Raw genomic sequence first — 24,350 nt, 5'->3', positions numbered from 1 at the left:
AGCCCCGCCCCGCGTTCGGGGTCCACCGCCCCCGCCCCACGAGACCGCCAGACTACCGCGCGTGCGGTGGCCGTCAGCCGATCGGCAGACCGCCGCCGCCCAGCGGCAGGCCGCCGAGGAGGCCGCCGAGCGGGGTGGCGCCGAGGCCGCCGGCGGCGGCGTCGAGCGGAAGGTTCTGGGTGGCCTGGCCGGCAGCAGCCGGAAGGGTCTTCACGCCCTGGTCGAGGCCCTGGCCGAGGGCGCCCTGCCCGGCGCCGAGGGACTCGGCGGCGCCGTCGGGGAGCTCGGTGAGGCCCTCGCCCAGCGGGACGGCCTGGCTGACCGTGCCCAGCGCGTCGGCGTCGAGCGGCAGGGACGGCGCTGCGGAGGCCGTGCCGGCGGCGGTAGCGGCGAAAGCGGCGCCGAGAGCGGCGACACCGAGCTTCTTGGCGGCAGACTGCTTCATCTGAAAATCTTCCTTGGGGAATCCGGGGGCTTCGGGGAAAGCCGGGAGGGGAAATCCTGGGAACCTGGGAATGCAGAGCGGCTCTGCAAACTAACCAGTGAACGTCGCCTCCGCAAACACCGGAAAGCGGCCGGGTGTCGCACCGACCCGACCGCTCCCGCCCTCTCCACAATCAGCCGCTCAGCCCACTGAACGGGAAGAGTCGCTGGTCGCAGCGGTCTGCTGGAACAGCCATTCGGACTTCAGCTCGGCGTATCCGGGCTTGATCACTTCATTGATCATGGCGAGCCGTTCATCGAAAGGAATGAACGCTGATTTCATCGCATTGACCGTGAACCACTGCATGTCATCGAGCGTGTAATCGAATGCCTCGGTCAGCAGCTCGAATTCGCGGCTCATGCTCGTTCCACTCATCAAACGGTTGTCGGTGTTGACCGTGGCCCGGAAGTGCAACGTGCGGAGCAGACCGATGGGGTGTTCCGCGATGGAGGCGGCGGCGCCGGTCTGGAGGTTGGAGGAGGGGCACATCTCCAGCGGGATCCGCTTGTCCCTGACGTAGGCCGCGAGGCGACCGAGGCGGACCGAGCCGTCCTCGGCGACCTCGATGTCATCGATGATCCGGACGCCGTGGCCGAGCCGGTCGGCGCCGCACCACTGGAGGGCCTGCCAGATCGAGGGCAGCCCGAACGCCTCGCCCGCGTGGATCGTGAAGTGGTTGTTCTCCCGCTTGAGGTACTCGAAGGCGTCGAGGTGACGGGTGGGCGGGTAGCCGGCTTCGGCGCCCGCGATGTCGAAGCCGACCACCCCGGAGTCCCGGTAACGGTTGGCGAGCTCGGCGATCTCCAGGGCACGGGCGGCGTGCCGCATGGCGGTCAGCAGGGCGCCGATCCGAATGCGGTGGCCGTTCTCCCTGGCCCGTCGCTCGCCCTCCCGGAAACCCTCGTTGACGGCCTCCACGACCTCTTCGAGGCCCAGGCCGCCCTCCAGGTGCTGCTCGGGGGCGTAGCGCACCTCCGCGTAGACGACGCCGTCCTCGGCGAGGTCGACGGCGCACTCCGCGGCGACGCGGAAGAGGGCGTCCCTGGTCTGCATGACGGCACAGGTGTGCGCGAAGGTCTCCAGATAGCGTTCGAGGGAACCGGAGTCGGCGGCTTCGCGGAACCAGACGCCGAGCTTGTCGGGCTCCGTCTCCGGGAGTTGCCCGTAGCCCTGCTCCCGGGCGAGTTCGATGATCGTGCCGGGGCGCAGTCCGCCGTCGAGGTGGTCGTGGAGCAGCACCTTCGGGGCACGGCGGATCTGGTCCGCGGTGGGGACGTTGGGGGTCTGGCTCGTCATTTCCGCACTCTAGCTCCTACGCGCGTAGAACACCCCTCGCGGCACCGGCTTTTCTCCCGCGGGGCGGGGAGACGGGTCGGGCGGATCGCCCCCCGGCACGCGCGGGACGGGCCGTCCGGGCCACAGAGGTGACGGAAAAGGGTCCGCCGCCTCCCGGGGTGCGGGGCCCTTCGAACGGCCCTGCCCGGCCCGTTCGTTCGAACCACCGGGCAGCGATACGCAACAGTGACCGCGCGTACGGCTGGTGTACACCTCTCCTTCTGAGACTGTTCTGTCATGGCGCACTTCGCACTCGTGGGGCCGCCCGAAGGCCGGCGACCCCGGCTCGGACGTCCCGTCAGTTCCCGTTCGGTGGTGTCTGCGGTGGGTGGCGTGGTGCTGCTCCTGCCGGACGGCGAACCGGTGTCGGCGCGACGCGCCTCCCTCCGTGCCCGCGCGGCCGTGCTGCCGCTGGGGCGCGGCCTGGTCCGGGCCGGCTCGGCCGAGGGGCTCGTCGCCCATGTGGTGCACTACCGGACGCGCGGCTGGAACGGCGCGGACGCCGACCTCGCGGCGGACGCCTCCTGGGCGGTCGAGGAGGCGGTGCGGCGCTACGGCGACGTTCCGGTCTGTCTTGTCGGGCACGGGTTCGGAGGGCGGGCCGCGCTGCGGGCCGCCGGGCACGAAGCGGTCGGCGCGGTCCTCGCCCTGGCCCCGTGGCTCCCGGAGGACGACGTGGCCGCCGAGCCCGAGCCGGTGCGGCAGCTGGTGGGACGCCGGGTGCTGCTCGTGCACGGCACGAACGACGCCCGGACGGACCCGGAGCTGTCGTTCCGGTTCGCCGAGCGGGTGAAGAAGGCGAACCGGGACACCTGCCGCTTCGAGGTCCACTCCGACGGACACGCGCTGCGCCAGTACGCGGACGAGGTACGGGCCCTGGTGACGGACTTCGCCCTCGGGGCCCTCTTCGCCCGGCCGGTGGCCCGACCGGTGGCCGACGCGATGGCGGCTCCCCCGCCGCTCGGCCTGCGCATGCCGCTGGCGGCGGGGTTCGGCAGCTCGTCCAGGAGGTGACGGCACCGCCGGGGCCCTGCCGGTGCCCCGGCGGGACTACGTCGCAGGCGGCGCCTCCTTGGGGAGCAGCTGACCGCGGCGGCCGAGCAGGAACTTCTTGAAGGCCGCGACCGGAGCCGTGTCCGGATGGCCGTCGAGCCATGCGACGCCGATCTCGCGGACCGCGCGGGGCGCGGTGACGGTGAGTTCGACGACGCCGGGGCGCGGAACGGCCGGTGGGGGCAGCAGGGCGACGCCCAGACCGGCGGCGACCAGACCGCGCAGGGTCTCGGCCTCCTCACCCTCGAAGGCGACCCGTGGTGTGAACCCCGCCTCCGCGCACAGGTCGTCGGTGATGCGGCGGAGCCCGTACCCCGGTTCCAGGGTCACGAAGGCCTCGTCCGCGGCCTCGGCGAGGCGGACCCGCTTGCGACCGGCGAGCCGGTGGTCGTCCGGGACGACGAGCCGCAGCCGCTGTTCGTCGAGGCGCCGGGCCGCCAGGTCCGGGGCGTCCGGCACCGGAGAGGTCAGACAGAGGTCGAGGTCACCGGCCCGCAGCCGCTCGATCATGGCCTCGCCGTAGTTCTGGACCAGGGTGAAGCGGACCCGCGGATGGTCGACGCGGAAGGCGCGGAGGAGACCGGGAACGGTCTCGGAGCCCATGGTGTGGAGGAAGCCGAAGGCGACCCGGCCGGCCGTCGGATCGGCATCGGCCCGCACGGTGTCGGCGGCCCGCTCCACCTCGGTGAGGGCCCGCTCGGCCGCGGTGAGGAAGCGGCGGCCCGCAGGGGTGAGGGAGACGGTGCGGCCACGGCGGGCGAAGAGGGCGACGCCGAGGTCCTGCTCCAGCCGGACCACGGCCCGCGAGAGCGTCGACTGCGGCACGCCCATCTCGGCCGCGGCGCGGGTGACGTGCTCGTGCCGGGCGACGGCGGCGAAGTAGGCGAGGCGGGGCGCGAGCAGCAACCCCATGTCTTCTTCGTTACTGTTCGGTGACAGGTGGAGCTGTGACCTGTACTCATGCGCCATGGGAACGATTACAGCAGTTCCGTGCATTGGACGCATGAAACGGGCCGTCCTACGTTCGTGACATGCCTTCCGCCAGTACCAAGGCGGGCGCCACCACCGCGTCCGCCGACACCCGCCTCTCCCCCGGCGCCCCCGGCTACCGCCGCACCAGCCTCGCGCTCTTCGCCGCCGGACTGGCCACCTTCGCCCTCCTCTACTCCACGCAGGCCCTCCTCCCGGCCATCTCGGCCGAGTTCGGCGCCACCGCCTCCGCGGCCTCCTGGACGGTCTCGGCCGCCACCGGTGCCCTCGCCCTCTGCGTCCTGCCGCTGAGCGCCCTCTCTGAGCGCTTCGGGCGGCGCGCGATGATGACGGCCTCCCTCTCCGTCGCGGTGGCCGTGGCGCTCCTGGTGCCGTTCGCCCCGAACCTCACGTCCCTGATCGTGCTCCGCGCCGTGCAAGGGGCCGCGCTCGCCGGTCTCCCGGCCTCGGCGATGGCGTACCTCGCCGAGGAGGTCCGGCCCAAGGCGCTGATCGCCGCGATCGGCCTCTTCGTGGCGGGCAATTCCATCGGCGGCATGAGCGGTCGCCTCGTGACCGGCTGGGCGTCCCAGCTGTGGGGCTGGCGCGCGGGCCTGGCCGCCGTCGGTCTGACCTCCCTGGCCTGCGCGATCGCCTTCCGGGTGCTGCTCCCGAAGGCCCGGCACTTCACGCCGGGCGCGCTGGACCCGAGGGCATTGGCGAGGACCGCGCGGTCGCACCTCGCCGATCCCCTGCTCATGCGGCTGTACGTGATCGGCGCGCTGTTCATGACGGTGTTCGGCGCCGTCTACACCGCGATCGGCTACCGCCTGGTCGAGGCCCCGTTCTCCCTCCCGCAAGGCGTGATCGGCTCGATCTTCCTGATCTACCTGGTCGGTACGGTCTCCTCGGCGGCGGCGGGAAGGCTCGTCGGGCGACTCGGCCGGCGCGGTGCGCTGTACCTGGCGGTCACCACCACCGCAGCCGGCCTGTTGCTCTCCCTCTCCGACTCGCTCGCCCCGGTGCTCGCGGGCCTGGTCCTGATCACGGCCGGCTTCTTCGCGGGTCACGCGGTCGCCTCCTCCTCGGTGAGCCACACGGCGAAGACGGGCCGCGCGCAGGCCTCGGCGCTCTACCAGTCGGCGTACTACCTGGGCAGCAGTGCGGGCGGCACCCTGGGCGCGGTCGCGTTCCACGCGGGCGGCTGGGCGGGCACCGTCCTGATCGGCCTGGTCTCGGTCCTCGGCGTCGTCTCGGTCACGCTGTACGGCAGCCTCAGTGCCCGCACCGCGGCCCGCCGGCTGCAGCTCGCCGCCGCCTGCAACTAACGGGTCGCCCCGAACGTCTGAAGGGGCAGGACTCTAGGGGGAGTTGACGATCATGAACCGATTCATGACGCACACCGGCAGGAGGACGGGCACCGCGATCGGCCTCGCCTCGCTCGTGGTGCCGATGACGATCGCCCTCGGTACGGCCCCGGCGCAGGCGGCGTCCTGCAACGTGACGACGGGGCCCTACCAGAGGCAGGTGGAGAAGTTCCTCGGGCGGCCGGTCGACGGGCGCCAGTCGCTCGCCGACTGCAAGGCCGTCCAGGCCTTCCAGCGCAAGCACGGCATCACCCCGACCGTGGGGTACGCGGGGCCGATCACCTGGCGCACGATGAACACGATGCTCCAGCAGAAGGCGGCGGGCACCAACCCCAACAAGGACCGCAAGTGCCCCACCAACCGCGGCCGGATCGCCTGTGTCGACCTGACGCGCCAGCTCAGTTGGATCCAGGACGGTGCGCGCCTCACGTACGGCCCGGTGCCGGTACGGACGGGCAAGGACGGCACCGAGACACGCACCGGCTCCAAGAAGATCTACTGGCGCAACCTCAACCACTGGTCGACGATCTACCACGTCTCCATGCCGTACTCCCAGTTCTTCGACGGCGGCCAGGCCTTCCACTCGACCACCAAGTCCATGTGGAACCCGCCGGGTTCGGGCGGCTGCGTGAACATGCGGCCGGCGGACGCGAAGGCCTACTGGAACCTGCTCGGGAACGGCGACGACGTCTACGTCTACGGACGCAAGCCGGGAACCTGACCCCGGATTGTCAGTCCGCTGCGGTAGCTTCCCCCTCACCGGCACCGAACGGTTCCGGTGAGGGGTGAGTGGGGTGTGGACCAGTTGAACGACGCCGCGACCGCGACGACCGACGAACTCGACCGGTATCGCAGGGAACTGACCGGCTACTGCTACCGGATGCTCGGATCCTCCTTCGAGGCGGAGGACGCGGTACAGGACACCATGGTCCGTGCCTGGAAGGCCCTGGACTCCTTCGAAGGCCGCTCCTCACTGCGCTCCTGGCTCTACCGGATCGCCACCAACGTCTGCATGGACGCGTTGAACGCCGGCAACCGGAGGGCGCGGCCGATGGACCTCAGCTCCCCGACCCCGGTCGCACAGGCGCAGCTCGTCAAGCAGCCGGAGGTCACCTGGCTGGAGCCCGTGCCGGACGGAAGGGTGCTGCCCTCGGCGGGCGACCCGGCGGAGACGGCGCTGTCCCGTGAATCCGTCCGCCTCGCCTTCGTGGCCGCGCTCCAGCACCTCCCGCCCAAGCAGCGGGCCGTGCTCATCCTGCGCGAGGTCCTCGCCTGGAAGGCCAGCGAGGTCGCGGAGCTCCTCGGCACCTCCGTCGCCTCGGTCAACAGCGCCCTGCAGCGGGCCCGCGCGACCCTCACCGAGCAGGCCCCGGCGGCCTCCGACCCGGCGGATCCGCTGGACGAGGAACAGCAGGCGCTCCTGGAGCGCTACGTCACCGCCTTCGAGGGCTACGACATGACGGCGCTGACGGCGCTCCTCCACGAGGACGCCACGATGTCCATGCCGCCGTACGACCTGTGGCTCCGGGGGCACGAGGACATCGTCGGCTGGATGCTGGGAGCCGGCGACGTCTGCGCCGGATCGAAGCTGGTGCCGACCGTGGCGAACGGCTCGCCGGCCTTCGCGCAGTACCACCCGGACCCGGCCGGCGGTTTCAGCCCGTGGGCGCTGATCGTCCTGGAGCTGCGGGACGGCAAGGTCTCCGGGATGGACTTCTTCCTGGACACCGAGCGCTGGTTCCCGCTCTTCGAGCTGCCGGAGCGGCTGGAATCCTGACGGGTCGTCCGCCATCCCCGGCGGCGCACGGCGACCGCCACGACGCCTCGCCGTGCCCCGGGGGGCACGGCGGTGGGAGGACGCCGCTCCGCCCCATGGCGCGGCGCAGGCGCTCGCGCGCCGCGGCCTAGAGGCCCAGCGCCCCGTCCAGCCCGGTGAGGCGGAGCAGGTTCAGCAGCTCGGGCCGCGCCCCGTGGAAGCGGATCCGGTGACCGCGTCGCCCGGCGGCCAGCCGCAGTCGGGCCAGGGCATCGACGGCGGCGAGGTCGGCGGGTGCGAGGGCCCCGACCTCGCAGACGACCTCACCGGGTGGGGTCGCCTCCAGGGCGGCGCAGAAGGCGGTCACCTCTTCCCGGTCGGGACGGGCGGGCAGGGTCACGACGAGCGTTCGACGGGGGTCCACGCCCGGTACGACCGGCGGGATCCGTGGAACTCATCGCTAGGATCCCGATCATGACTCACGGGCCCGTCGAACTGGTGATCTTCGACTGCGATGGCGTTCTGGTGGACAGCGAGCGCATCTACTGCCGGGTGGACCGGGAGGTGTTCGCCTCGCTCGGCGCCGACTTCACCGAGGCCGAGATGGTCGACCACTTCGTCGGCTCCTCCCAGGAGGTGCTCACCGCGATCGTGGAAGGGCGGCGCGGACGTCCCCTCGCAGCCGATTGGCAGGCCCCCTTCCACCAGCGGTACGAGGACGCCCTGGACGCGGAGCTGACGGCGGTGGAGGGAGTGACCGACGTCCTGGACGCCCTGGCGGTCCCGTACTGCCTGGCCTCCAACGGCAGCCACCCCACCATCCGCAAGAACCTCCGCCGGACCGGACTGCTCGACCGCTTCGAGGGCCGGATGTTCAGCGCCCGGGACGTGGCCCGGAGCAAACCGGCCCCGGACCTCTTCCTGCACGCCGCGGCCACCATGGGCGTCGCGCCGGAGCGCTGTGCGGTCGTCGAGGACAGCCCCTACGGCGTCCGGGCGGCCCGCGCCGCCGGGATGCGCGCCTTCGGCTACTGCGGCGGCCTGACCCCGGCGGACCGCCTGACGGGCCCGCACACGGTGGTCTTCGACGACATGCGCGCACTGCCCTCGCTACTGACGGAGGCGGGCGCGTGACGAACCGCGGGGCCCGGTGAACGGCAACCGGAGGATCGCCCTCGCCTCCCTCGGCCTGCCGGCCGACCGGGAGGCGTGGCGGACGCCCGGCCGACCAGGAGCCGTGCCGAGGGGGCCGGAAGACCCGAACGGGACCGGCAGGAGTGCACCGGTCCCGTTCACGGGCGTCGCCGGTCTCGCCGACGGCCGTCCGGCCCCTAGGCGATGCGGTCCATGACGATCGGGTTCGGGGTGAAGGACGTTCCCTCCGGGTCGATGTCCCAGGCGTCCGTCAGCGAGGTCAGGGCGTAGTCGAACTTCTCCGGGGTGTCCGTGTGGAGGGTGAGGAGGGGCTGGCCCGCCGTCACCGTGTCGCCCGGCTTCGCGTGCAGCTCGACGCCCGCGCCCGCCTGCACCGGGTCCTCCTTGCGGGCCCGGCCCGCGCCCAGGCGCCAGGCGGCGATGCCGATGTCGTACGCGTCGAGGCGGGTGAGCACGCCGGTCGACGGGGCGGTCACCACGTGCTGCTCGCGGGCGACCGGGAGGGCCGCGTCGGGGTCGCCGCCCTGGGCCGCGATCATCCGGCGCCAGACGTCCATCGCCGAGCCGTCCCGGAGGGCCTTCGCCGGGTCGGCGTCCTTGATGCCGGCCGCGTCGAGCATCTCGCGGGCGAGCGCGATCGTGAGCTCGACGACGTCCGCCGGGCCGCCGCCGGCGAGGACCTCGACCGATTCGCGGACCTCCAGGGCGTTGCCGGCGGTGAGACCGAGCGGGGTCGCCATGTCGGTGAGGAGCGCGACCGTCTTCACGCCGCTGTCGGTGCCGAGGGCCACCATGGTGGAGGCCAGTTCGCGGGCGTCCTCGATGTTCTTCATGAAGGCGCCGGTGCCGACCTTGACGTCCAGCACCAGGGAGCCGGTGCCCTCGGCGATCTTCTTGGACATGATCGAGGAGGCGATCAGCGGGATCGCCTCGACCGTGCCCGTGACGTCGCGGAGCGCGTACAGCTTCTTGTCGGCCGGCGCCAGGCCGTCACCCGCCGCGCAGATCACCGCACCCGTGGTGTCGAGGACGTGCAGCATCTCCTCGTTGGAGAGCAGGGCCCGCCAGCCCGGGATGGACTCCAGCTTGTCGAGCGTGCCGCCGGTGTGGCCGAGGCCTCGGCCGGAGAGCTGCGGCACGGCCGCTCCGCAGGCGGCGACGAGCGGGGCGAGCGGAAGGGTGATCTTGTCGCCGACACCACCGGTGGAGTGCTTGTCGGCGGTCGGACGGGAGAGCGCGTCGAAGTTCATGCGCTCGCCGGACGCGATCATGGCGGCGGTCCAGCGGGCGATCTCCGCGCGGTTCATGCCGTTCAGCAGGATGGCCATGGCCAGGGCGGACATCTGCTCGTCGGCGACCACACCGCGGGTGTACGCGTCGATGACCCAATCGATCTGCTCGGGGCTCAGCTCGCCCTTGTCCCGCTTGGTGCGGATGACGGAGATGACGTCCATGGTGGTGCCTCTTTCTACGCGCATAGAGGGGGAAAGGGGAGCGACCCTCCCATGGTGACGGAAGGGCCGCTCCGAGGTGCTACGTGGCGAGGTGCTCCGGGCCGAAGGCCTGCGGAAGCATCTCGGCCAGGGTGACGAACCCGGCGGGCGTCTCCAGGACGAGCTCGCCGCCCCCGAACTCGTACAGCAACTGCCGGCACCGGCCGCACGGCACCAGCGGACCGCCGCTGCCGTCCACGCACACGAAGTGCGTGAGCCGGCCGCCGCCGGTCGCCTGGAGCTGCGAGACCAGCCCGCACTCGGCGCACAGGCCGAGGCCGAAGGAGGCGTTCTCCACGTTGCAGCCGGAGACCACCCGCCCGTCGTCCACGCGGGCCGCCGCACCGACCGGGAAGCCGGAGTACGGGGCGTACGCCCGGGACATGGCCTCGCGGGCGGCGCCGCGCAGGGCCTCCCAGTCGGGGGCCGCCGTCACTTGCCCTGGCCCTTCCGGTACGGCAGGCCGTCCGCCTTCGGCATCCTCAGGCGCTGCGCCGAGAGGGCGAGCACCAGGAGGGTCGTGACGTACGGGGCGGCGTCGACGAACTGGCTCGGGACCTGGTCGGTCAGCGCGTACCAGAGGAAGAAGCCGGCGGCGAAGACCGCGGAGATCACGGCGACCAGGTACTTCTTCCTGTAGAGCTGCCACAGGGCGGCGACCACCAGCAGCAGCGCGACCAGTAGCAGCAGCGCGTGGACGTTCTCGGCACCGCCGCGCAGCTTGAGGCTGTCGGTGAAGCCGAACAGGCCGGCGCCCATCGCCATGCCGCCCGGCATCCAGTTGCCGAAGATCATCGCGGCGAGACCGATGTAACCGCGGCCACCGGTCTGACCCTCCTGGTAGATGCCGGTGGAGACGATCGCCAGGAACGCACCGCCGAGACCGGCGAGACCGCCGGAGACCAGGACGGCGATGTACTTGTACCTGTACACGTTCACGCCGAGGGACTCGGCCGCGACCGGGTTCTCACCGCAGGAGCGCAGCCGCAGGCCGAAGGAGGTGCGCCACAGCACCCACCAGGTGGCCGGGACCAGCAGGATCGCGACCACGGTCAGCAGCGACAGGTTGGTCGCCAGGCCGCCGAGCACGCCGGCCAGGTCCGAGATCAGGAACCAGTGCTTCTGCTGGACGTCCTGCAGCCAGTCCGAGAGGCCCGGGACGGTGATCCTGGTGATCGGGTCGATGCGCGGGGACTGCTTGGAGGAACCGCCCTCGGCCTCGGCGAAGGTGAAGTTCGACAGGTACTGGGTGAAGCCGACCGCGAGGATGTTGATCGCCACGCCGGAGACGATGTGGTTCACGTTGAACGTGACGGTGATGATCGCGTGCAGCAGGCCGCCGAGCGCACCGCCGAGGATGCCGACGACGACGCCCGTCCACGGGCCCCACTGGTAGCCGGCCCAGGCACCGAACCAGGTGCCGAGGACCATCATGCCTTCGAGACCGATGTTGACCACGCCCGCGCGCTCGGCCCACAGGCCGCCGAGGCCGGCCATGCCGATCGGCACGGCGAGCTGGAGCGCGCCGGAGACCTGACCGACCGAGGTGAGGTCGTTGGCCCCGGAGACGGCTCGGACCAGCGAGAAGAGCACGAGACCGGCCGCGACGATCAACAGGATCCAGGGCCATGTCAGCTTGCGGCGTCCGGCCGGCTTCTTGGGCGCGGCGCTCGGCTTGGCGACGGTGCCGGTGCTCATGCCGCCACCTCCTTGTCGGTCTTGGTGGCGCCGCCGGCGGCCAGCTGCTCGCCGACCTTCTGCTGCTGCCGGCGCATGCCATAGCGGCGGACGAGTTCGTAGGAGACGACGACGGCGATCACGATGATGCCCTGCATGATCTGCGTGATCTCCTTCGGGTAGCCCGCGATGTCGAGCGACGAGGAGGCCTTCTCCAGGAAGGCGAAGAGCAGGGCTGCGAAGAGGATGCCGACCGGGTGGTTGCGGCCGAGCAGCGCGACGGTGATGGCGGTGAAGCCGACGCCGACCGGGAAGTCGAGGCTGTACGTGTGGGTCTCGCCGAGCAGGGTCGGCATGCCGGAGAGGCCGGCCAGGCCACCCGAGATGAGCATCGAGGTGAGGATCATCTTCTTGGCGTCGACGCCGCTGGCCTGGGCCGCGGACTCGCTGGCGCCGGTGGCGCGCAGGTCGAAGCCGAACTTGGTGCGGTTGATCACGAACCAGTAGACGAGACCGAGGCCGAGGGCGACGAAGGTGAAGCCGTAGATCTCGCCGTTGCCCTGGCCCATGTCGATGCCGGGGAACCAGCCGGACTCGGGAATCTGGCCGGTGGTGCGGTTGTTCGAGCCCGGGATCTGGACGCCGAAGTTCTTCGGCAGGAGCAGCCAGGCGACCAGGGAGGTCGTGATGGCGTTGAGCATGATCGTCGAGACGACCTCGGACACCCCGCGGGTGGTCTTGAGGATGCCCGCGATGCCGGCCCAGAAGGCACCGGTGAGCATGGCGACCAACACGATCAGCAGGATGTGCAGCGGACCGGGCAGGTCCACGGCCGCACCGACCACGGCGGAGAACATCGCGGCAAGGCGGTACTGGCCGTCCACGCCGATGTTGAAGAGGTTCATCCGGAAACCGACGGCGACGGCCAGCGCCGCCAGGTACAGGGTGCCCGTGTAGTTGACGATCAGGACCTGGATGTCGGAGTAACCCGCATTGTCGATCATCAGGCGGATCGGCTCGATCGGGTCAAGCCCCGAGACGAGCAGGACCAGTGCGGTCAGCACGAACGAGGAGACCAGCGCGAGCACCGGGCCGGCGGCCCCGATGATCAGCTTGTCCTTGTCGAGTTTCATCATCGGGCGTCACCGTCTTCGGACTGCTCTTCGGTGCCTTCGAGGTGGCCGGAGGCCGCACCGGTCATGGCGGAGCCCAGCTCCTCGGGCGTGATGGTGGCGGGGTCCGCGTCCGCGACGAGCTTGCCGCGGTACATGACCCGGAGGGTGTCCGAGAGGCCGATCAGCTCGTCGAGGTCGGCGGAGATCAGCAGCACCGCCAGTCCCTCGCGGCGGGCGTCCCGGATCGCGTCCCAGATCTGCGCCTGCGCGCCGACGTCCACACCACGGGTGGGGTGGGCGGCGATCAGGAACTTGGGGTTGTGGCTCATCTCGCGGCCGACGATCAGCTTCTGCTGGTTGCCGCCGGAGAGGGAGGCCGCGGTGACGTCGATGCCGGGGGTGCGGACGTCGTACTCGCGGACGATCCGCTCGGTGTCCTTGCGGGCGGCCTTCGGGTCGAGGATGCCGCGCTTGGAGTTGGGCGGCTCGGTGACGTGGCCGAGGATGCGGTTCTCCCAGAGCGGGGCTTCCAGGAGCAGGCCGTGGCGGTGGCGGTCCTCGGGGATGTAGCCGATCCCGCCCTCGCGGCGCTTGCGCACCGGAACGGCGGAGATGTCCTTCCCGTCGAGGCTGATGGCACCGGCGTCGGGGGTGCGCAGGCCCATCAGGGCCTCGATCAGCTCGGTCTGGCCGTTGCCCTCGACGCCCGCGATGCCGAGGATCTCGCCCTTGTGGATGGTGAGCGAGATGTCGTCGAGCAGCTTGCGGCCGGTGGCGACCTCTTCGTGCACGGTGACCGAGACGGCCGGGTCGGCCGGGGCGGCGGTGGTCAGCGGCGCGTTGCCGGCGCCGCTCTCCACCAGCGTCAGGCCCTGGACCTGCAGCATCGGAACGTCGGTGACGGTCGACTCGCGGGTCTCCGGCGAGGGCAGTTCGCTGCCGACCATCAGCTCGGCGAGCTGCTTGGTGGTGGCGGTCTTCGGGTCGGCGGTGCCGACCGTGGTGCCCCGGCGGATGACGGTGATGTCATCGGCGACCTTCAGCACCTCGCCCAGCTTGTGCGAGATGAAGATGACGGTCAGGCCCTCGGCCTTGAGCTCGCGCAGGTTGTCGAAGAGCGCGTCGACCTCCTGCGGGACGAGGACGGCGGTCGGCTCGTCCAGGATGAGGATCTTGGCGCCGCGGTAGAGGACCTTGAGGATCTCCACGCGCTGCCGGTCGGCGACGCCGAGGTCCTCGACCAGCACGTCGGGGCGGACCCCGAGGCCGTACGCCTCGGAGATCTCGTTGATCTTCTGACGGGCCTTGGCGCCGATTCCGTAGAGCTTCTCGCCGCCGAGGACGACGTTCTCCAGGACGGTGAGGTTGTCAGCGAGCATGAAGTGCTGGTGCACCATGCCGATGCCGCGCGCGATGGCGTCACCGGGGCTGGAGAAGGTGACCTGCTGGCCGTCGACCGCGATCGTGCCCTCGTCCGGCTTCTGCATGCCGTAGAGGATCTTCATGAGGGTCGACTTGCCGGCACCGTTCTCGCCGATGAGGGCGTGCACGGTGCCCTTGCGGACCGTGATGGCGATGTCCTTGTTGGCGACGACGCCGGGGAATCGCTTGGTGATGCCGTGCAGTTCTACGGCAGGGGGGCTGGACGCGTTGATGACGCACTCTCCTTGGCCGGAAGGAGCGGGAGCGGGAGGGCAGGGCGGGGCGAAGTTATCGTGCCAGGGAGACATCTACACGCGTAGCGCTGCCGAAAAGTGAAAACCCGTACGGGAATGGGCCCGGGGCCCGGGGCGGTGGCGGGGTGCCACCGCACCGGGCCCGCGGGCTCGGGTCGTGACCTGCGTGTCCTTACGGAGCGGTCTTGACCGTGATCTTGCCGTCGATGATCTGCTTCTTCGCCTCGTCCACGGCGGCGATGAGGTCGGTCATCTCCTTGTACTTCGGGTTGGAGTCGGCCAGGCCGACACCGTTCGTGGCGAGGCCGTAGCGGACCTCACCGGTCTGCGGCTTGCCGTCCTCGACCGACTTGATCAGGTTGAAGACCGAGTCCGAGACGTCCTTGGTGACCGAGGTCAGGATGGCGTCCTTGTACTTGGACAGGCCCGCCTGGTTGTACTGGTCGGAGTCGACGCCGATGGCCCACTTGCCGGCCTCGGAGGCGGCCTCGATCGCACCGGAGCCGGCGAGACCGGCGGCGGCGTAGATCACGTCGGCGCCCTTGTCGAGCTGGCCCTGGGCGGCGGCCTTGCCGAGGTCGGGCTTGGCGAAGCCGTCGAAGTTCGGCGGCTGGGTCAGGTACTGGGTGAGCACCTTGGCCTTGGGGTTGGTGTCCTTGACGCCCTGGACGTAGCCCGCCTCGAACTTCTTGATCAGCGGGACCTCGACGCCGCCGATGAAGCCGACGGTGCCGGTCTTGGACGCCTTGGCGGCGGCGACGCCGGCCAGGTAGGAGCCCTGCTCCTCGTTGAAGACGAGGTTGGCGATGTTCGGGCCGGTCACCGAGGTGTCGTCGATGATGCCGAAGGTCGTGTTCGGGAACTGCTTGGCGACCTTCTCGATGGCCGGGGCGTAGGCGAAGCCGACGCCGATGACCGGGTTGTTGCCGGCGCGCGCCAGCGAGGTGAGGCGCTGCACCTTGTCGGCGTCGCCCTCGCCGGCCGACGGCTCGGCCTCGGCACCCTTGACGCCGAGGTCGTCCTCGGCCTTCTTCAGACCCGCGTAGGCGGCGTCGTTGAAGGACTGGTCGCCGCGGCCACCGATGTCGTACGCGATGGCGGCCTTGGTCGCCTTGGAGTCGGAGCTCGGGCTGGCGCCGGAGTCCGTCGAAGACTTGCCACACGCGGTGGCGGAGAGGGCGAGCGCCGCGGAGGCGATGCCCACGGTCGTGATCCTGGTGATCCGGCGCAAGAGGAGGGTCCCTTCAAGACTGACCGAAAGCGCCTCTTCCGGCGCTGGTTTCGCCGCGATCGTAACGCGCGTAGATGTCAGTTAAAGACCCGTTCATGAGTCGTTATCGGATCGTCGCGAACCAGCCAGCCGGCGCGACGGAGGGCGTCCGACCCGGTACCGCCGGTTATACCCCTGGAAGGGGGTGCTCGAACAGGGGGCGGAGCGCGCCGCGCCGGGAGCTGGGCCGCCCGGGGGACGGCGGTGGGCCGGACGGATGAGGGGTCCGGCCGCCCCCGGTCCGGGGCCCGGCCGGTCCTCCGTGCGGCCCGGTGTCAGCGCCGTTCCTCGGCGTCGAGCAGCGCCGCGGCCGTGAAGAGTTCCACCCCGGCCCGGATGCTGCTCTCGTCCACGTCGAAGTCGCCGGCGTGCAGGTCACGGACCCGGGTGTCGCCGGGGGTGCGGACGCCGAGGCGGGCCATGGCGCCGGGGACGTGCTCCAGGTACCAGGAGAAGTCCTCGCCACCGAGGCTCTGCTCGGTGTCCTCGATCGCGTGCGGTCCCCGACGGGCCGCCATGGCGTCGCGGAGCAGCTCGGTGGCGGCCGGATCGTTGACCACCGGCGGGACGCCCCGGACGTAGGTGACGGTCGACTTGGCCCGGTGCAGGGCGGCGACCTCGTCGATCGCGGCGTGGACCAGGTCGGGCGCGTCCCGCCAGGCGGGCAGGTCGAGGCAGCGGACGGTGCCGGAGAGCTCGGCGTGCTGCGGGATGACGTTCGGCGCGTGGCCGGCCTCGATGCGGCCCCAGGTGACCGAGAGGCCGGAGCGGGCGTCGACCCGGCGGGCCAGGACGGCGGGGACGTCGGTGGCGACCCGTGCCGCGGCGGTGACCAGGTCGGTGGTCAGGTGCGGGCGGGCGGTGTGGCCGCCGGGGCCGTCGAGGGTGACTTCGAGCCGGTCGCAGGCGGAGGTGATGGGGCCGGCGCGGAGGCCGATCGTGCCGGCGTCCACCCGGGGGTCGCAGTGGACGGCGATGATCCGGCCGACGCCGTCCAGGACCCCGGCCTCGATGGCGTCGGCGGCTCCACCGGGGAGGACCTCCTCGGCGGGCTGGAAGACCAGTCGCACGGGCCGGGGCAGCAGCCCCTGGCGGTCGAGCTCGGCGAGGACGAGGCCGGCTCCGAGGACGGTGGTGGTGTGGACGTCGTGCCCGCAGGCGTGGGCGCGGTTGGCCACGGTGGAACGGTAGGCGACGGTCTTGACGTCGGGGATGGGCAGGGCGTCCAGGTCGGCGCGGAGCGCGAGCACGGACCCGCCGCCGGCCCGGGTGCCGATGTCACAGAGGAGTCCGGTGCCGGCCGGAAGGACCTTCGGCACGAGGCCGGCCGCCTCCAGGCGGGCCTTGAGCGCGGCGGTCGTGCGGAACTCCTGGTTCCCGAGCTCGGGGTGCATGTGCAAGTCCCGGCGGAAGGCCACGAGTTCGGCGCGCAGGGGTTCGGACAGCGTTCCGGGCAGGGTGACGGAGCCGGGCTCACGGGACTTCAACTGGTTCACCCTTTGAAGGGTAGGCCCGCGGAGAGGCCAACTGCCCGTTGATCACGAAAAGTTCAGCCCGTTAGGGGAAAAAAATTCAGTTTCTCAGGCTTGAGGACCACTCCTTGTGGGTACGCTCAGCCGAATTCCAGCCGGTCGGTCGGGTGGGCCACCCGGGTGGTGAGGCGGTCGACCTCGTGGGCCGCGGTGCCCGCCACCCCCGACAGGAAGCCCTGGGCGCGCGGTGAGGCGGTCGCCCGGAGCCACTCGGGGGCGACCTCGATGACGGCGACCTTGACGCCCGTGCCCGCCAGGGCCAGCGGCAGGGTGTGCACGACCGTGGACGGGAAGCTCACGACCGTGCGGCCCACCGGCCCGCGCCGGGCGATCAGCTCCAGGGGCAGGTCGGGACGGACCATCTGGAGGCCGGTCTCGACCGCTATCCGGTGCAGCTTCTCCGCACTCTCCCGACGGTGCGCGAAGTAGCGGGTGGCACCGTGGGTGCGGGCGAGGCCCGCCACCACGCGCACGTAGTGGTCCTCGTCGACGACGCCCGTCTCGACGAGCGAGGTGCCGACCAGGTCGGCCCCGCCGGTGAGCATCGGCGGACCGAAGGTGTGCCGGGTCCAGGCGTAGGCGTTCTCCGTGACCGTGACGCCCGGCGGGGCCTCCACGGGCAGCGAGGTGAAGATCTCGACCGTACGGCCCCGGCCGGGAGCGAGGCGCCGCCGGGCCAGTGTGGTCACCGGGGCGAGCACCAGCTCGCGCGGGCCCAGACCGCCCTTGCGGTGCCAACGCACCAAGCGTTCGCCGCGACCGAGCTGGGCGGCGAACTCCATGGTCGCCGTACCGTCGTCGACCACGGTCACGTGCCGGGGTGCGAAGAGGGTCAGCAGGAGCTGGACGTACCGGGAGAACGGGTCCCCGATGATCACTCGCTCCGCCGAACGCAACGGCCCGGCGAGCTCCCGCAGGGTGCGGACCAGGGAACCCCGGCCGGCACGGGCCTCCTGCCAGCGGACGGTGAGTCCCGCGTCGCGGGCCAACTGGGCCATGCGGCGCAGCTGGCCCCGCGACATCGGATCGGTCGGCGAGAGGACGACCACCGTGAGGCCGGTGCTCCGGCCGGAGGGGCCCCCGGCGCGGGGGGCGCGCCCCGAGGGGGATGCGCCCGCGGGCGCCGTGGAGTCCGGGAGCTGGGGCCCGACAAGGCCGTCGTCCGTCGCGGGGTCCCCGTCCGCCCCGACCGGACGGTCTCCCGCGGCGGAGCGGGGAGGAGCCCCCGCCCGGCTGCCCGGGGAGGCGTGCTCCCCGGCGACCGAGGACCTGACGTGCGCCCATTCCAGGACGTTGAGGAGCTGGACCGGGCTCTCGACGAACGCCAGCTGCCCGGTCATGCGGCGACGGCGCCCTGGACCCGGCGGAGCTTCTTCATCGGGCCGAGCTCCGACTCGTACACCTTCTTGACGCCGTCGCCGAGGGCCGTCTCGATGGTGCGGATGTCGCGGACCAGGCGCTGCAGGCCCTGCGGCTCGACGGAAGCGGCCTGGTCGGAGCCCCACATGGCGCGGTCGAGGGTGATGTGGCGCTCGACGAAGGTGGCGCCGAGGGCGACGGCGGCCAGCGTGGTCTGGAGGCCGGTCTCGTGGCCGGAGTAGCCGATCGGGACGTTCGGGTACTCCTCCTGGAGCGTCTGGATGACGCGCAGGTTGAGCTCTTCGGCCTTGGCCGGGTAGGTCGAGGTGGCGTGGCAGAGCAGGATGTTGTCGCTGCCGAGGACCTCGACCGCGTGGCGGATCTGCTTCGGCGTCGACATGCCCGTGGAGAGGATCACCGTGCGACCGGTGGCGCGCAGCTCGCGGAGCAGCTCGTCGTCGGTGAGGGAGGCCGAGGCGACCTTGTGGGCGGGGACGTCGAACTTCTCCAGGAAGGCGACGGCCTCGGTGTCCCACGGGGAGGCGAACCAGTCGATGCCGCGCTTCTCGCAGTGCTCGTCGATGGCGCGGTACTCGTCCTCGCCGAACTCCACGCGGTGGCGGTAGTCGATGTAGGTCATCCGGCCCCAGGGGGTGTCGCGCTCGATGTCCCACTGGTCGCGCGGGGTGCAGATCTCGGGGGTGCGCTTCTGGAACTTGACGGCGTCGCAGCCGGCTTCGGCGGCGATGTCGATGAGCGCGAAGGCGTTGTCGAGGTCGCCGTTGTGGTTGATGCCGATCTCGCCGGTGACGTAGACGGGCTGGCCGGGGCCGGCGGTCTTGGCGCCGAGGGTGCGGAGACGGGTGCTCATGGTGCTGTTCCTTAGATGTGGTGGGTGGTGCGTGCGGGGGTGTCGAGCTCGGGTCCGAGGAGCCAGGCGGCGATCTCACGGATCGCTCCGGAGCCGCCCGGGGTGACGGTGACCGCGCGGGCGGCGGCCCGTACGGAGTCGTGGGCGCTGCTCACCGCGACGGGCCAGCCGACGAGGTGGAAGCAGGGCAGGTCGTTGACGTCGTTGCCGGCGTAGAGGACGCGCTGCGGGTCGATGCCCTCGGCCTCGCACCACTCCTTGAGGGCGCGGTCCTTGCGGTCGATGCCGTGCAGGACGGGGATCTTGAGCTTGCGGGCGCGGGCGGCGACCACGGCGTTCTGTTCGGTGGAGAGGATGAGGACGGGCAGTCCGGCGCGGCGCAGGGCCGCGATGCCGAGACCGTCGCCGCGGTGCGCGGAGACGAACTCGCGCCCTTCGGCGTCGAGGTGGACCCGGTCGTCGGTCTGGGTCCCGTCGAAGTCGAGGACGACCGCGTCCACGTCGGCGAAGCCGGGCGTGGCGGGCTCGTCGAGGAGCGGCGCGAGCGCCTTGGCCCGGGCGAGGTCGTGCGGGTCGTCGATCTCCAGGACCCGGGCGGGATCGGTGACGACGAGCGCGGTGCGGCCGAAGAAGCGGTGCCCGTGGGTGCGGAAGCCGGTCGCGTCCATCGCGTAGACGGCGCCCGTTTCCAGGTACTCGGGCTCCCGGTCCTGACGGCGCGGACGGTGCGCCTTGTCGTGGTTGACGCCTTCGGCTCCCGCCTCGGTCTCGCGCCAGAGGAAGCCGTGGGTCGGGGCGGCCGTGAAGGCGGTGTCGGCGGCGCCGGAGACGATCCGCTCGACGGTCTCCGCGACCTCGGCGGAGGTCAGGAAGGGGCTCGTGCACTGGACGAGGAGGACCACGTCCACCGGGCGGCCGTGGGCGGCCTCGAAGGCGTCCATCGCGTGCCGGACCGCGGACTCGCTGGTGGCCGTGTCGCCGGCGATCTCGGCGGGCCGCTGGACCGCCTCGGCTCCGGCCGCACGGGCCGCCGCCGCGATGGCGGCGTCGTCGGTGGAGACCGTGACGTGGGTGACGGGGCGCGCGTCGAGGCAGGCGCGGACGGCGCGGGAGACGAGCGGGACGCCGGCCACCGGGGCGAGGTTCTTGGCGGGCACGCCCTTGGAGCCTCCCCGGGCGGGGATGACGGCGAGCACGGTGGGGGTCGGCATCAGAGTTCTCCCAGACGGCGGATGACGGGGGCGACGCGCTGCACGCCGTGGCGGTACGCACCCCGCGCGGCCTCGCGGACGATCCGGCGCAGCCCGCTCTCGCGGGGCTCCGGTGCGGTGACGTCCAGGCGGTGGCGGGCGAGGATTCCCGGCAGGTAGCCGGGGGCCGTCTCCGCGGTGTAGTAGGGGGCGATCGGGGGGAGCGCGGGAAGCGCGAGGAGTACGGCGACCCGGTCGCGGGCGGCGTCGAAGGCCTGCTCGTAGGGGCTGTCGGAGGCGACTCCCTGTCGGGCGAGCCAGGTTCCGTCGGGGGTCGGCACGTGCCCCTGGTCGAGCCGGTCGAAGGAGGTCAGCAGGCCGGAGCCGACGAAGTGGTGGTTACCGAGCGCCTCGCGGACCCCGAGGTCGGTGAGGATCGCGGTGGGGATCCGACGGTGCAGCGCTTCGAGGGCGGCCGTGGAGGAGACGGTGACCAGGAGGTCGGTCCGGTCGAGGACCTCGCCCATGTGCCCGTACACGAGACGGAAGTTGTTCGGCGGATCAAGTTCGCGTACCAGCTTCTGGAACGGGAACTCCTCCAGGTGCGTGGTGTGTTCGCCCGGCTTGGAGCGGAGCTTGAGGAGCACCTCGCGCTCCGGATGGAGCCGGGCGTGCCCTGTCAACCGGCGGAGCACGTAGGCCCGTTCGGACCGGGTGGCAGGCACGGACGGCTGCGCGGCGAAGACCAGGACGTCGCGGTTCGCCCGGGGTGCGTACGGAGCTCCGCCGAGGAAGGGCAGCGCGGCTTCGACGACCGGGTCGGCGCCGGCGCCCACGCCCTCGTACACCGCACGGAAGCGCTCGGCGTCGTGGCGGGAGTTGGCGAGGACCACGTCGGCGCCGTGGCGCAGCAACAGGCCGTCGGTCAGCTTCTCGTACACCACGCCGACGTAGCCGGTGACGATCACCGGGCGACGCCTGAGGCCGAGGTCGGCCAGTCCCTGGAGGACGGCCCGGACGGTGCCGCCGACCAGGGCGAGGACGAGGACGTCGTACCCCTCGCCGCGCGCCTCCGCGTCCCGCACCGCGCGCAGGAACTCCGCGCCGGTCACTTCGCGCGGGGCGTCCTTGGACACCCCGGTTTCGGCGAGTTGGCGCGCCGTCGGCGTGGCGCGTCCGCGCAGGACGAAACCGGTGGGCTCGGCGGTCGCTTCCGTGATGCGGCGCGCGGTGAGGCCGCCCCATTTCCACCGGGTGTCGGAATCGGCGAGTACGGCGACCCGTACCGCTTCTCTGGTACTTGCTGGCACGTCGAGGACGCTAGAAGGGCATTCCGCTCTTCGGCCCAACTGAATGGCAACAAAGGGTGAACAGAGCCTCTCCGCACGTTGAAGCGGGGCGTTTTCCAGACGCGCGGGGACCGATTTCACCCAAGGGAAAAGGCGGTTAATCGGCCCGCCGCCTGGCGTTCACCAAATGGATTCCCGATGGTCGGGGGGAATGCCGGGGCGGCGCCTAGCGTCGGCCGCGTGGTCAAGCTCTCCGTCGTCGTGCCGTTCTTCAACGTGCAGACATACGCCCCCGACACCCTCACGAGCCTGCGGGCCAACGCCCGCGAGGACTTCGAGTTCCTGCTGGTCGACGACTGCTCGTCGGACGGGACGCCCGCGCTCCTCGAACGGGCCGCACGCGAGGTCCCGGGCGCCGTCCTGATCAGGCACGCACACAACGAGGGCCTCGCCACGGCCCGGAACACCGGCCTCGACGCCGCCCGCGGCGAGTACGTGACCTTCCTCGACGGCGACGACTGGCTCGCCCCCGGCTACTACGAACGGCTGCTCGCCGCGGCCGAATCACTGGACTGCGACTTCCTGCGCACCGACCACGTGGTGGTCACCGGCCGGAAGCGCTCCGTGCGCCAGGTGCCGGTCCCCCGCCGTGCCGAAGTGCTGCGCCCCCGGGACGCGATCCTGCCGGCGCACCGCACGACCTCGGTCGACTACCCGTACGCCTGGGCCGGGATCTACCACCGAAGGCTCCTCGACCGGGGCCTGCTGCACTTCACGCACGGCCTTCGGACCGCCGAGGACCGACCGTGGATCTGGCGGTTGCACCGCGAGGCGGAATCATTCGCCGCAATCGGAGAACTCGGCGTCTTCTACCGGCGCGGGGTGGCCACTTCGCTCACCCAGATCGGCGACGTCCGACAATTGGACTTCATCCGTGCATTCGACCAGGTCATCACGGAAACCGCACGGGACGAGGACGCGGACCGCCTCCTCCCGAAAGCCGTCCGCACGTATTGCGCGGTGATTTCCCATCACATCGGCTCGATCGAGCGCTTCGAGCCGGAAGTGGCGCGCCAGTTGAAGGCGATGAGCGCGGGCGCATTGCAGCGGATGCCGCAGGATGTCCTCGACGAGGCGCTGGCCGCGATGGGCGGGGACCGCGCGACGATGCTGCGCCGACTGCGCCGGCGCCGCCCGGCTCCCCCGCCCACGGCACCGGTCCGCGCGTCCGACGCGGGCACGGACTCCGACGCGGGCACGAGCTCCACGGAGGCCGCCGCATGAGCACCCGTCGCACCACCCAGATCTTCTGCGCCTCCACCCTCTACGGCGTCGTGACCCTCGCCGCCGCGCTCGACAGCGGCTGCTTCGGCCCCGCCGACCGTCGCATCCTCCTCGTGACCAACAACGCGGCCGTGCCGGAGACCACCCCCGCCCTGGACGAGGCCGAGGGCTTCGACCGGCTGCGCAGCCGCTTCGACTCCGTGCTGTCCTGGAACGAGGTGATCTCCCCGCTCCACCCGGGCGGTTGGACCCCCCGTGCAAGCGATCTGCCGCTGCTGCAACGCCACCTGCGACGGATCTGGGAGCTGGGCGACGACCGGGTCGAGCTGGCCCTGGAGTCCCTCCAGGTGACACCGGCACTGGCCATCGCCCAGCTGCTGCCCGAGGCGCCGATCACGGCGTACGCGGACGGTCTGATGAGCTACGGTCCGACCCGCAACAAGATCGACCCGTTGATCGGCGGGCGCGTGGGCCGGTTGCTCCACCTCGACCTGGTGCCGGAGTTGACCCCGCTGCTGCTCGCCGAATTCGGGGCGACCCCCGAGGCGGTGCCGACGCAGGCGTTCACGAAGGTCGTCGAAGAGCTGACCGGGCCGGCCGCCGAGGCCGTGGCGCCGGCGCAGGAGGGGCCGGTGGTGCTCCTCGGTCAGTACCTGGCGGCGTTGAACCTGCTGACCGCCGCCGAGGAGGAGGAACTGCACCTGCGGATGGTCCGGGGCGCCGTTGCCCGGGGCCACCGGCGGCTCGTCTTCAAGCCGCACCCGACGGCCCCGGACGCCTGGTCGCGGGCGCTGGTGGAGGCGGCCGCCGAACTCGGCGCCGTCCTGACCGTCGAGGACCGTCCCGTGCTCGCGGAGGTGCTCTACCGCGAGTTGCGGCCCGCGCTCGTCGTCGGCTGCTTCTCCACCGCGCTGCTCACCGCACGGACCTTCTACGGGGTGCCGATCGCCCGGGTCGGCACCGAAACCCTCCTGCAGCGGCTCGCCCCGTTCCAGAACAGCAACCGGATCCCGCTCACGGTCGTCGACGCGGTCGTCCCGCCCCTGGAGGGGGGCGGCGGGGCGGCGCTCGACCCGACGGAGCTGAACGACCTGGTCGCGGCGGTCGGCTTCGCCATGCAGCCGAAGATACGGGCGGACCTGCGGGGGGCCGCGGAGCGCCACCTCTCCGGACCGCTCGCCGAGCGCACCCGGCACCACTTCACCCGACGTCGCCTCACCGTGCTGGGCCTGCCCGGCGGACTGCCGATTCCCCGGCACCCGAAGGTGCGTCGACTCGCGCGGCACGCGCTGCGCCTGCGCAAGGCGCTGAAGAAATAGCGGACCACCGGGAAACGGCGGGCCCGGGAACCCGTGCGGGGGTCCCGGGCCCGCGGCGGCTCAGGCGCGGGCGATCGGCTCCTGGATCTCGGTGACCCAGCCGGCCGGGTCCTCCGGGCACTCCAGGTACAGCTCGCGGGCGTATCCGGCCGAGGC

Annotated in this window: 22 protein-coding genes; 7 read left to right on the top strand and 15 right to left on the bottom strand. The window is 71.7% G+C overall.

What is annotated here, in order from left to right:
- Positions 1-73: 73 nt before the first annotated feature.
- Both ACFW2Y_RS22800 and ACFW2Y_RS22795 read right to left on the bottom strand, forming a co-directional pair.
- A complete protein-coding gene (locus tag ACFW2Y_RS22800; RefSeq protein ID WP_384882181.1) occupies positions 74-445 on the bottom strand; it encodes a hypothetical protein in 372 nt (123 codons plus the stop codon).
- Positions 446-625: 180 nt separating this feature from the next.
- Positions 626-1,780 carry an adenosine deaminase gene (locus ACFW2Y_RS22795; RefSeq protein WP_384882178.1) on the bottom strand — a complete coding sequence of 385 codons (1,155 nt, stop codon included), beginning with the start codon at positions 1,778-1,780 and terminating at the stop codon, positions 626-628.
- A 276-nt stretch (positions 1,781-2,056) separates the two neighbouring features.
- Between ACFW2Y_RS22795 and ACFW2Y_RS22790 the strand changes: the two genes are divergently transcribed.
- The gene (locus ACFW2Y_RS22790) at positions 2,057-2,833 is read left to right on the top strand and encodes an alpha/beta hydrolase (RefSeq protein ID WP_384882175.1); all 777 of its coding nucleotides are present in this window, start codon (positions 2,057-2,059) and stop codon (positions 2,831-2,833) included.
- A 36-nt stretch (positions 2,834-2,869) separates the two neighbouring features.
- Here the strand turns inward: ACFW2Y_RS22790 and ACFW2Y_RS22785 are convergent, their stop codons facing one another.
- The gene (locus ACFW2Y_RS22785) at positions 2,870-3,841 is read right to left on the bottom strand and encodes a LysR family transcriptional regulator (RefSeq protein WP_384882172.1); all 972 of its coding nucleotides are present in this window, start codon (positions 3,839-3,841) and stop codon (positions 2,870-2,872) included.
- 62 nt (positions 3,842-3,903) lie between these two features.
- Here ACFW2Y_RS22785 and ACFW2Y_RS22780 point away from each other — a divergent pair, with 62 nt between their 5' ends.
- From ACFW2Y_RS22780 to ACFW2Y_RS22770, 3 genes are all read left to right on the top strand, one after another.
- Positions 3,904-5,169 (top strand): MFS transporter, encoded by a 1,266-nt coding sequence (locus tag ACFW2Y_RS22780; protein WP_384882169.1) that lies wholly within the window; start codon positions 3,904-3,906, stop codon positions 5,167-5,169.
- Between the two features lie 124 nt (positions 5,170-5,293).
- Positions 5,294-5,929: a L,D-transpeptidase family protein gene (locus ACFW2Y_RS22775; RefSeq protein ID WP_384882187.1), complete on the top strand. Its 636-nt coding sequence runs from the start codon at positions 5,294-5,296 to the stop codon at positions 5,927-5,929.
- A gap of 84 nt (positions 5,930-6,013) precedes the next feature.
- Positions 6,014-6,985: a sigma-70 family RNA polymerase sigma factor gene (locus ACFW2Y_RS22770; RefSeq protein WP_384882184.1), complete on the top strand. Its 972-nt coding sequence runs from the start codon at positions 6,014-6,016 to the stop codon at positions 6,983-6,985.
- 127 nt (positions 6,986-7,112) lie between these two features.
- On the opposite strand, the gene ACFW2Y_RS22765 is transcribed toward ACFW2Y_RS22770, so the two are convergent.
- The gene (locus tag ACFW2Y_RS22765; protein WP_384882166.1) at positions 7,113-7,388 is read right to left on the bottom strand and encodes an STAS domain-containing protein; all 276 of its coding nucleotides are present in this window, start codon (positions 7,386-7,388) and stop codon (positions 7,113-7,115) included.
- A gap of 50 nt (positions 7,389-7,438) precedes the next feature.
- Here ACFW2Y_RS22765 and ACFW2Y_RS22760 point away from each other — a divergent pair, with 50 nt between their 5' ends.
- Positions 7,439-8,098 (top strand): HAD family hydrolase, encoded by a 660-nt coding sequence (locus ACFW2Y_RS22760; protein WP_384882164.1) that lies wholly within the window; start codon positions 7,439-7,441, stop codon positions 8,096-8,098.
- Between the two features lie 197 nt (positions 8,099-8,295).
- Here ACFW2Y_RS22760 and ACFW2Y_RS22755 read toward each other — a convergent pair whose 3' ends face one another.
- The 11 genes from ACFW2Y_RS22755 to ACFW2Y_RS22705 all read right to left on the bottom strand — a co-directional run bounded on the left by ACFW2Y_RS22755 (position 8,296) and on the right by ACFW2Y_RS22705 (position 21,612).
- The gene (locus ACFW2Y_RS22755) at positions 8,296-9,573 is read right to left on the bottom strand and encodes a thymidine phosphorylase (protein ID WP_384882161.1); all 1,278 of its coding nucleotides are present in this window, start codon (positions 9,571-9,573) and stop codon (positions 8,296-8,298) included.
- A gap of 79 nt (positions 9,574-9,652) precedes the next feature.
- Entirely contained in the window at positions 9,653-10,048 is a 396-nt protein-coding gene (locus ACFW2Y_RS22750; protein WP_384882158.1) for a cytidine deaminase, read from the bottom strand.
- Positions 10,045-11,310 (bottom strand): ABC transporter permease, encoded by a 1,266-nt coding sequence (locus ACFW2Y_RS22745; protein ID WP_384882156.1) that lies wholly within the window; start codon positions 11,308-11,310, stop codon positions 10,045-10,047. Before ACFW2Y_RS22745 ends, ACFW2Y_RS22750 begins: the two co-directional genes overlap by 4 nt.
- On the bottom strand, positions 11,307-12,425 hold the full coding sequence (locus tag ACFW2Y_RS22740) for an ABC transporter permease (RefSeq protein WP_384882153.1): 1,119 nt from the start codon (positions 12,423-12,425) through the stop codon (positions 11,307-11,309). The genes ACFW2Y_RS22745 and ACFW2Y_RS22740 overlap by 4 nt, the downstream gene beginning before the upstream one ends.
- Positions 12,422-14,134, bottom strand: a complete 1,713-nt coding sequence (locus ACFW2Y_RS22735) for an ABC transporter ATP-binding protein (protein WP_384882150.1) — start codon at positions 14,132-14,134, stop codon at positions 12,422-12,424. Before ACFW2Y_RS22735 ends, ACFW2Y_RS22740 begins: the two co-directional genes overlap by 4 nt.
- Positions 14,135-14,252: 118 nt before the next feature.
- Entirely contained in the window at positions 14,253-15,311 is a 1,059-nt protein-coding gene (locus tag ACFW2Y_RS22730; protein WP_384882147.1) for a BMP family protein, read from the bottom strand.
- A gap of 314 nt (positions 15,312-15,625) precedes the next feature.
- Positions 15,626-16,846, bottom strand: a complete 1,221-nt coding sequence (locus ACFW2Y_RS22725) for an amidohydrolase (protein WP_384882144.1) — start codon at positions 16,844-16,846, stop codon at positions 15,626-15,628.
- Positions 16,847-16,962: 116 nt separating this feature from the next.
- Positions 16,963-18,222 (bottom strand): hypothetical protein, encoded by a 1,260-nt coding sequence (locus tag ACFW2Y_RS22720; RefSeq protein WP_384882141.1) that lies wholly within the window; start codon positions 18,220-18,222, stop codon positions 16,963-16,965.
- Positions 18,219-19,112, bottom strand: coding sequence for an N-acetylneuraminate synthase family protein (locus ACFW2Y_RS22715; RefSeq protein ID WP_384882138.1), 894 nt, complete (start codon positions 19,110-19,112; stop codon positions 18,219-18,221). The genes ACFW2Y_RS22720 and ACFW2Y_RS22715 overlap by 4 nt, the downstream gene beginning before the upstream one ends.
- Positions 19,113-19,123: 11 nt before the next feature.
- Positions 19,124-20,323 (bottom strand): cytidylyltransferase domain-containing protein, encoded by a 1,200-nt coding sequence (locus ACFW2Y_RS22710; RefSeq protein WP_384882135.1) that lies wholly within the window; start codon positions 20,321-20,323, stop codon positions 19,124-19,126.
- Entirely contained in the window at positions 20,323-21,612 is a 1,290-nt protein-coding gene (locus tag ACFW2Y_RS22705; protein ID WP_384882132.1) for a DUF6716 putative glycosyltransferase, read from the bottom strand. Before ACFW2Y_RS22705 ends, ACFW2Y_RS22710 begins: the two co-directional genes overlap by 1 nt.
- A gap of 219 nt (positions 21,613-21,831) precedes the next feature.
- Between ACFW2Y_RS22705 and ACFW2Y_RS22700 the strand changes: the two genes are divergently transcribed.
- Both ACFW2Y_RS22700 and ACFW2Y_RS22695 read left to right on the top strand, forming a co-directional pair.
- Positions 21,832-22,875, top strand: a complete 1,044-nt coding sequence (locus tag ACFW2Y_RS22700) for a glycosyltransferase family 2 protein (protein ID WP_384882130.1) — start codon at positions 21,832-21,834, stop codon at positions 22,873-22,875.
- Entirely contained in the window at positions 22,872-24,194 is a 1,323-nt protein-coding gene (locus tag ACFW2Y_RS22695; protein WP_384882127.1) for a polysialyltransferase family glycosyltransferase, read from the top strand. The genes ACFW2Y_RS22700 and ACFW2Y_RS22695 overlap by 4 nt, the downstream gene beginning before the upstream one ends.
- The last annotated feature ends 156 nt before the right edge of the window (positions 24,195-24,350 follow it).

This window comes from Streptomyces sp. NPDC058877 (genome assembly GCF_042742855.1).
In the GTDB taxonomy this organism is placed as follows: domain Bacteria; phylum Actinomycetota; class Actinomycetes; order Streptomycetales; family Streptomycetaceae; genus Streptomyces.
Note: the sequence above shows the minus strand (reverse complement) of the source record. Positions and strands in the feature narration are given on the sequence as shown.

Coding starts and splice junctions, on each gene's coding strand:
- ACFW2Y_RS22800 (WP_384882181.1), bottom strand. CDS start 445: ATGAAGCAGTCTGCCGCCAAGAAGCTCGGTGTCGCCGCTCTCGGCGCC.
- ACFW2Y_RS22760 (WP_384882164.1), top strand. CDS start 7,439: ATGACTCACGGGCCCGTCGAACTGGTGATCTTCGACTGCGATGGCGTT.
- ACFW2Y_RS22720 (WP_384882141.1), bottom strand. CDS start 18,222: ATGACCGGGCAGCTGGCGTTCGTCGAGAGCCCGGTCCAGCTCCTCAAC.
- ACFW2Y_RS22785 (WP_384882172.1), bottom strand. CDS start 3,841: ATGGCGCATGAGTACAGGTCACAGCTCCACCTGTCACCGAACAGTAAC.
- ACFW2Y_RS22795 (WP_384882178.1), bottom strand. CDS start 1,780: ATGACGAGCCAGACCCCCAACGTCCCCACCGCGGACCAGATCCGCCGT.
- ACFW2Y_RS22775 (WP_384882187.1), top strand. CDS start 5,294: ATGACGATCGCCCTCGGTACGGCCCCGGCGCAGGCGGCGTCCTGCAAC.
- ACFW2Y_RS22755 (WP_384882161.1), bottom strand. CDS start 9,573: ATGGACGTCATCTCCGTCATCCGCACCAAGCGGGACAAGGGCGAGCTG.
- ACFW2Y_RS22715 (WP_384882138.1), bottom strand. CDS start 19,112: ATGAGCACCCGTCTCCGCACCCTCGGCGCCAAGACCGCCGGCCCCGGC.
- ACFW2Y_RS22740 (WP_384882153.1), bottom strand. CDS start 12,425: ATGATGAAACTCGACAAGGACAAGCTGATCATCGGGGCCGCCGGCCCG.
- ACFW2Y_RS22695 (WP_384882127.1), top strand. CDS start 22,872: ATGAGCACCCGTCGCACCACCCAGATCTTCTGCGCCTCCACCCTCTAC.
- ACFW2Y_RS22780 (WP_384882169.1), top strand. CDS start 3,904: ATGCCTTCCGCCAGTACCAAGGCGGGCGCCACCACCGCGTCCGCCGAC.
- ACFW2Y_RS22745 (WP_384882156.1), bottom strand. CDS start 11,310: ATGAGCACCGGCACCGTCGCCAAGCCGAGCGCCGCGCCCAAGAAGCCG.
- ACFW2Y_RS22790 (WP_384882175.1), top strand. CDS start 2,057: ATGGCGCACTTCGCACTCGTGGGGCCGCCCGAAGGCCGGCGACCCCGG.
- ACFW2Y_RS22710 (WP_384882135.1), bottom strand. CDS start 20,323: ATGCCGACCCCCACCGTGCTCGCCGTCATCCCCGCCCGGGGAGGCTCC.
- ACFW2Y_RS22735 (WP_384882150.1), bottom strand. CDS start 14,134: ATGTCTCCCTGGCACGATAACTTCGCCCCGCCCTGCCCTCCCGCTCCC.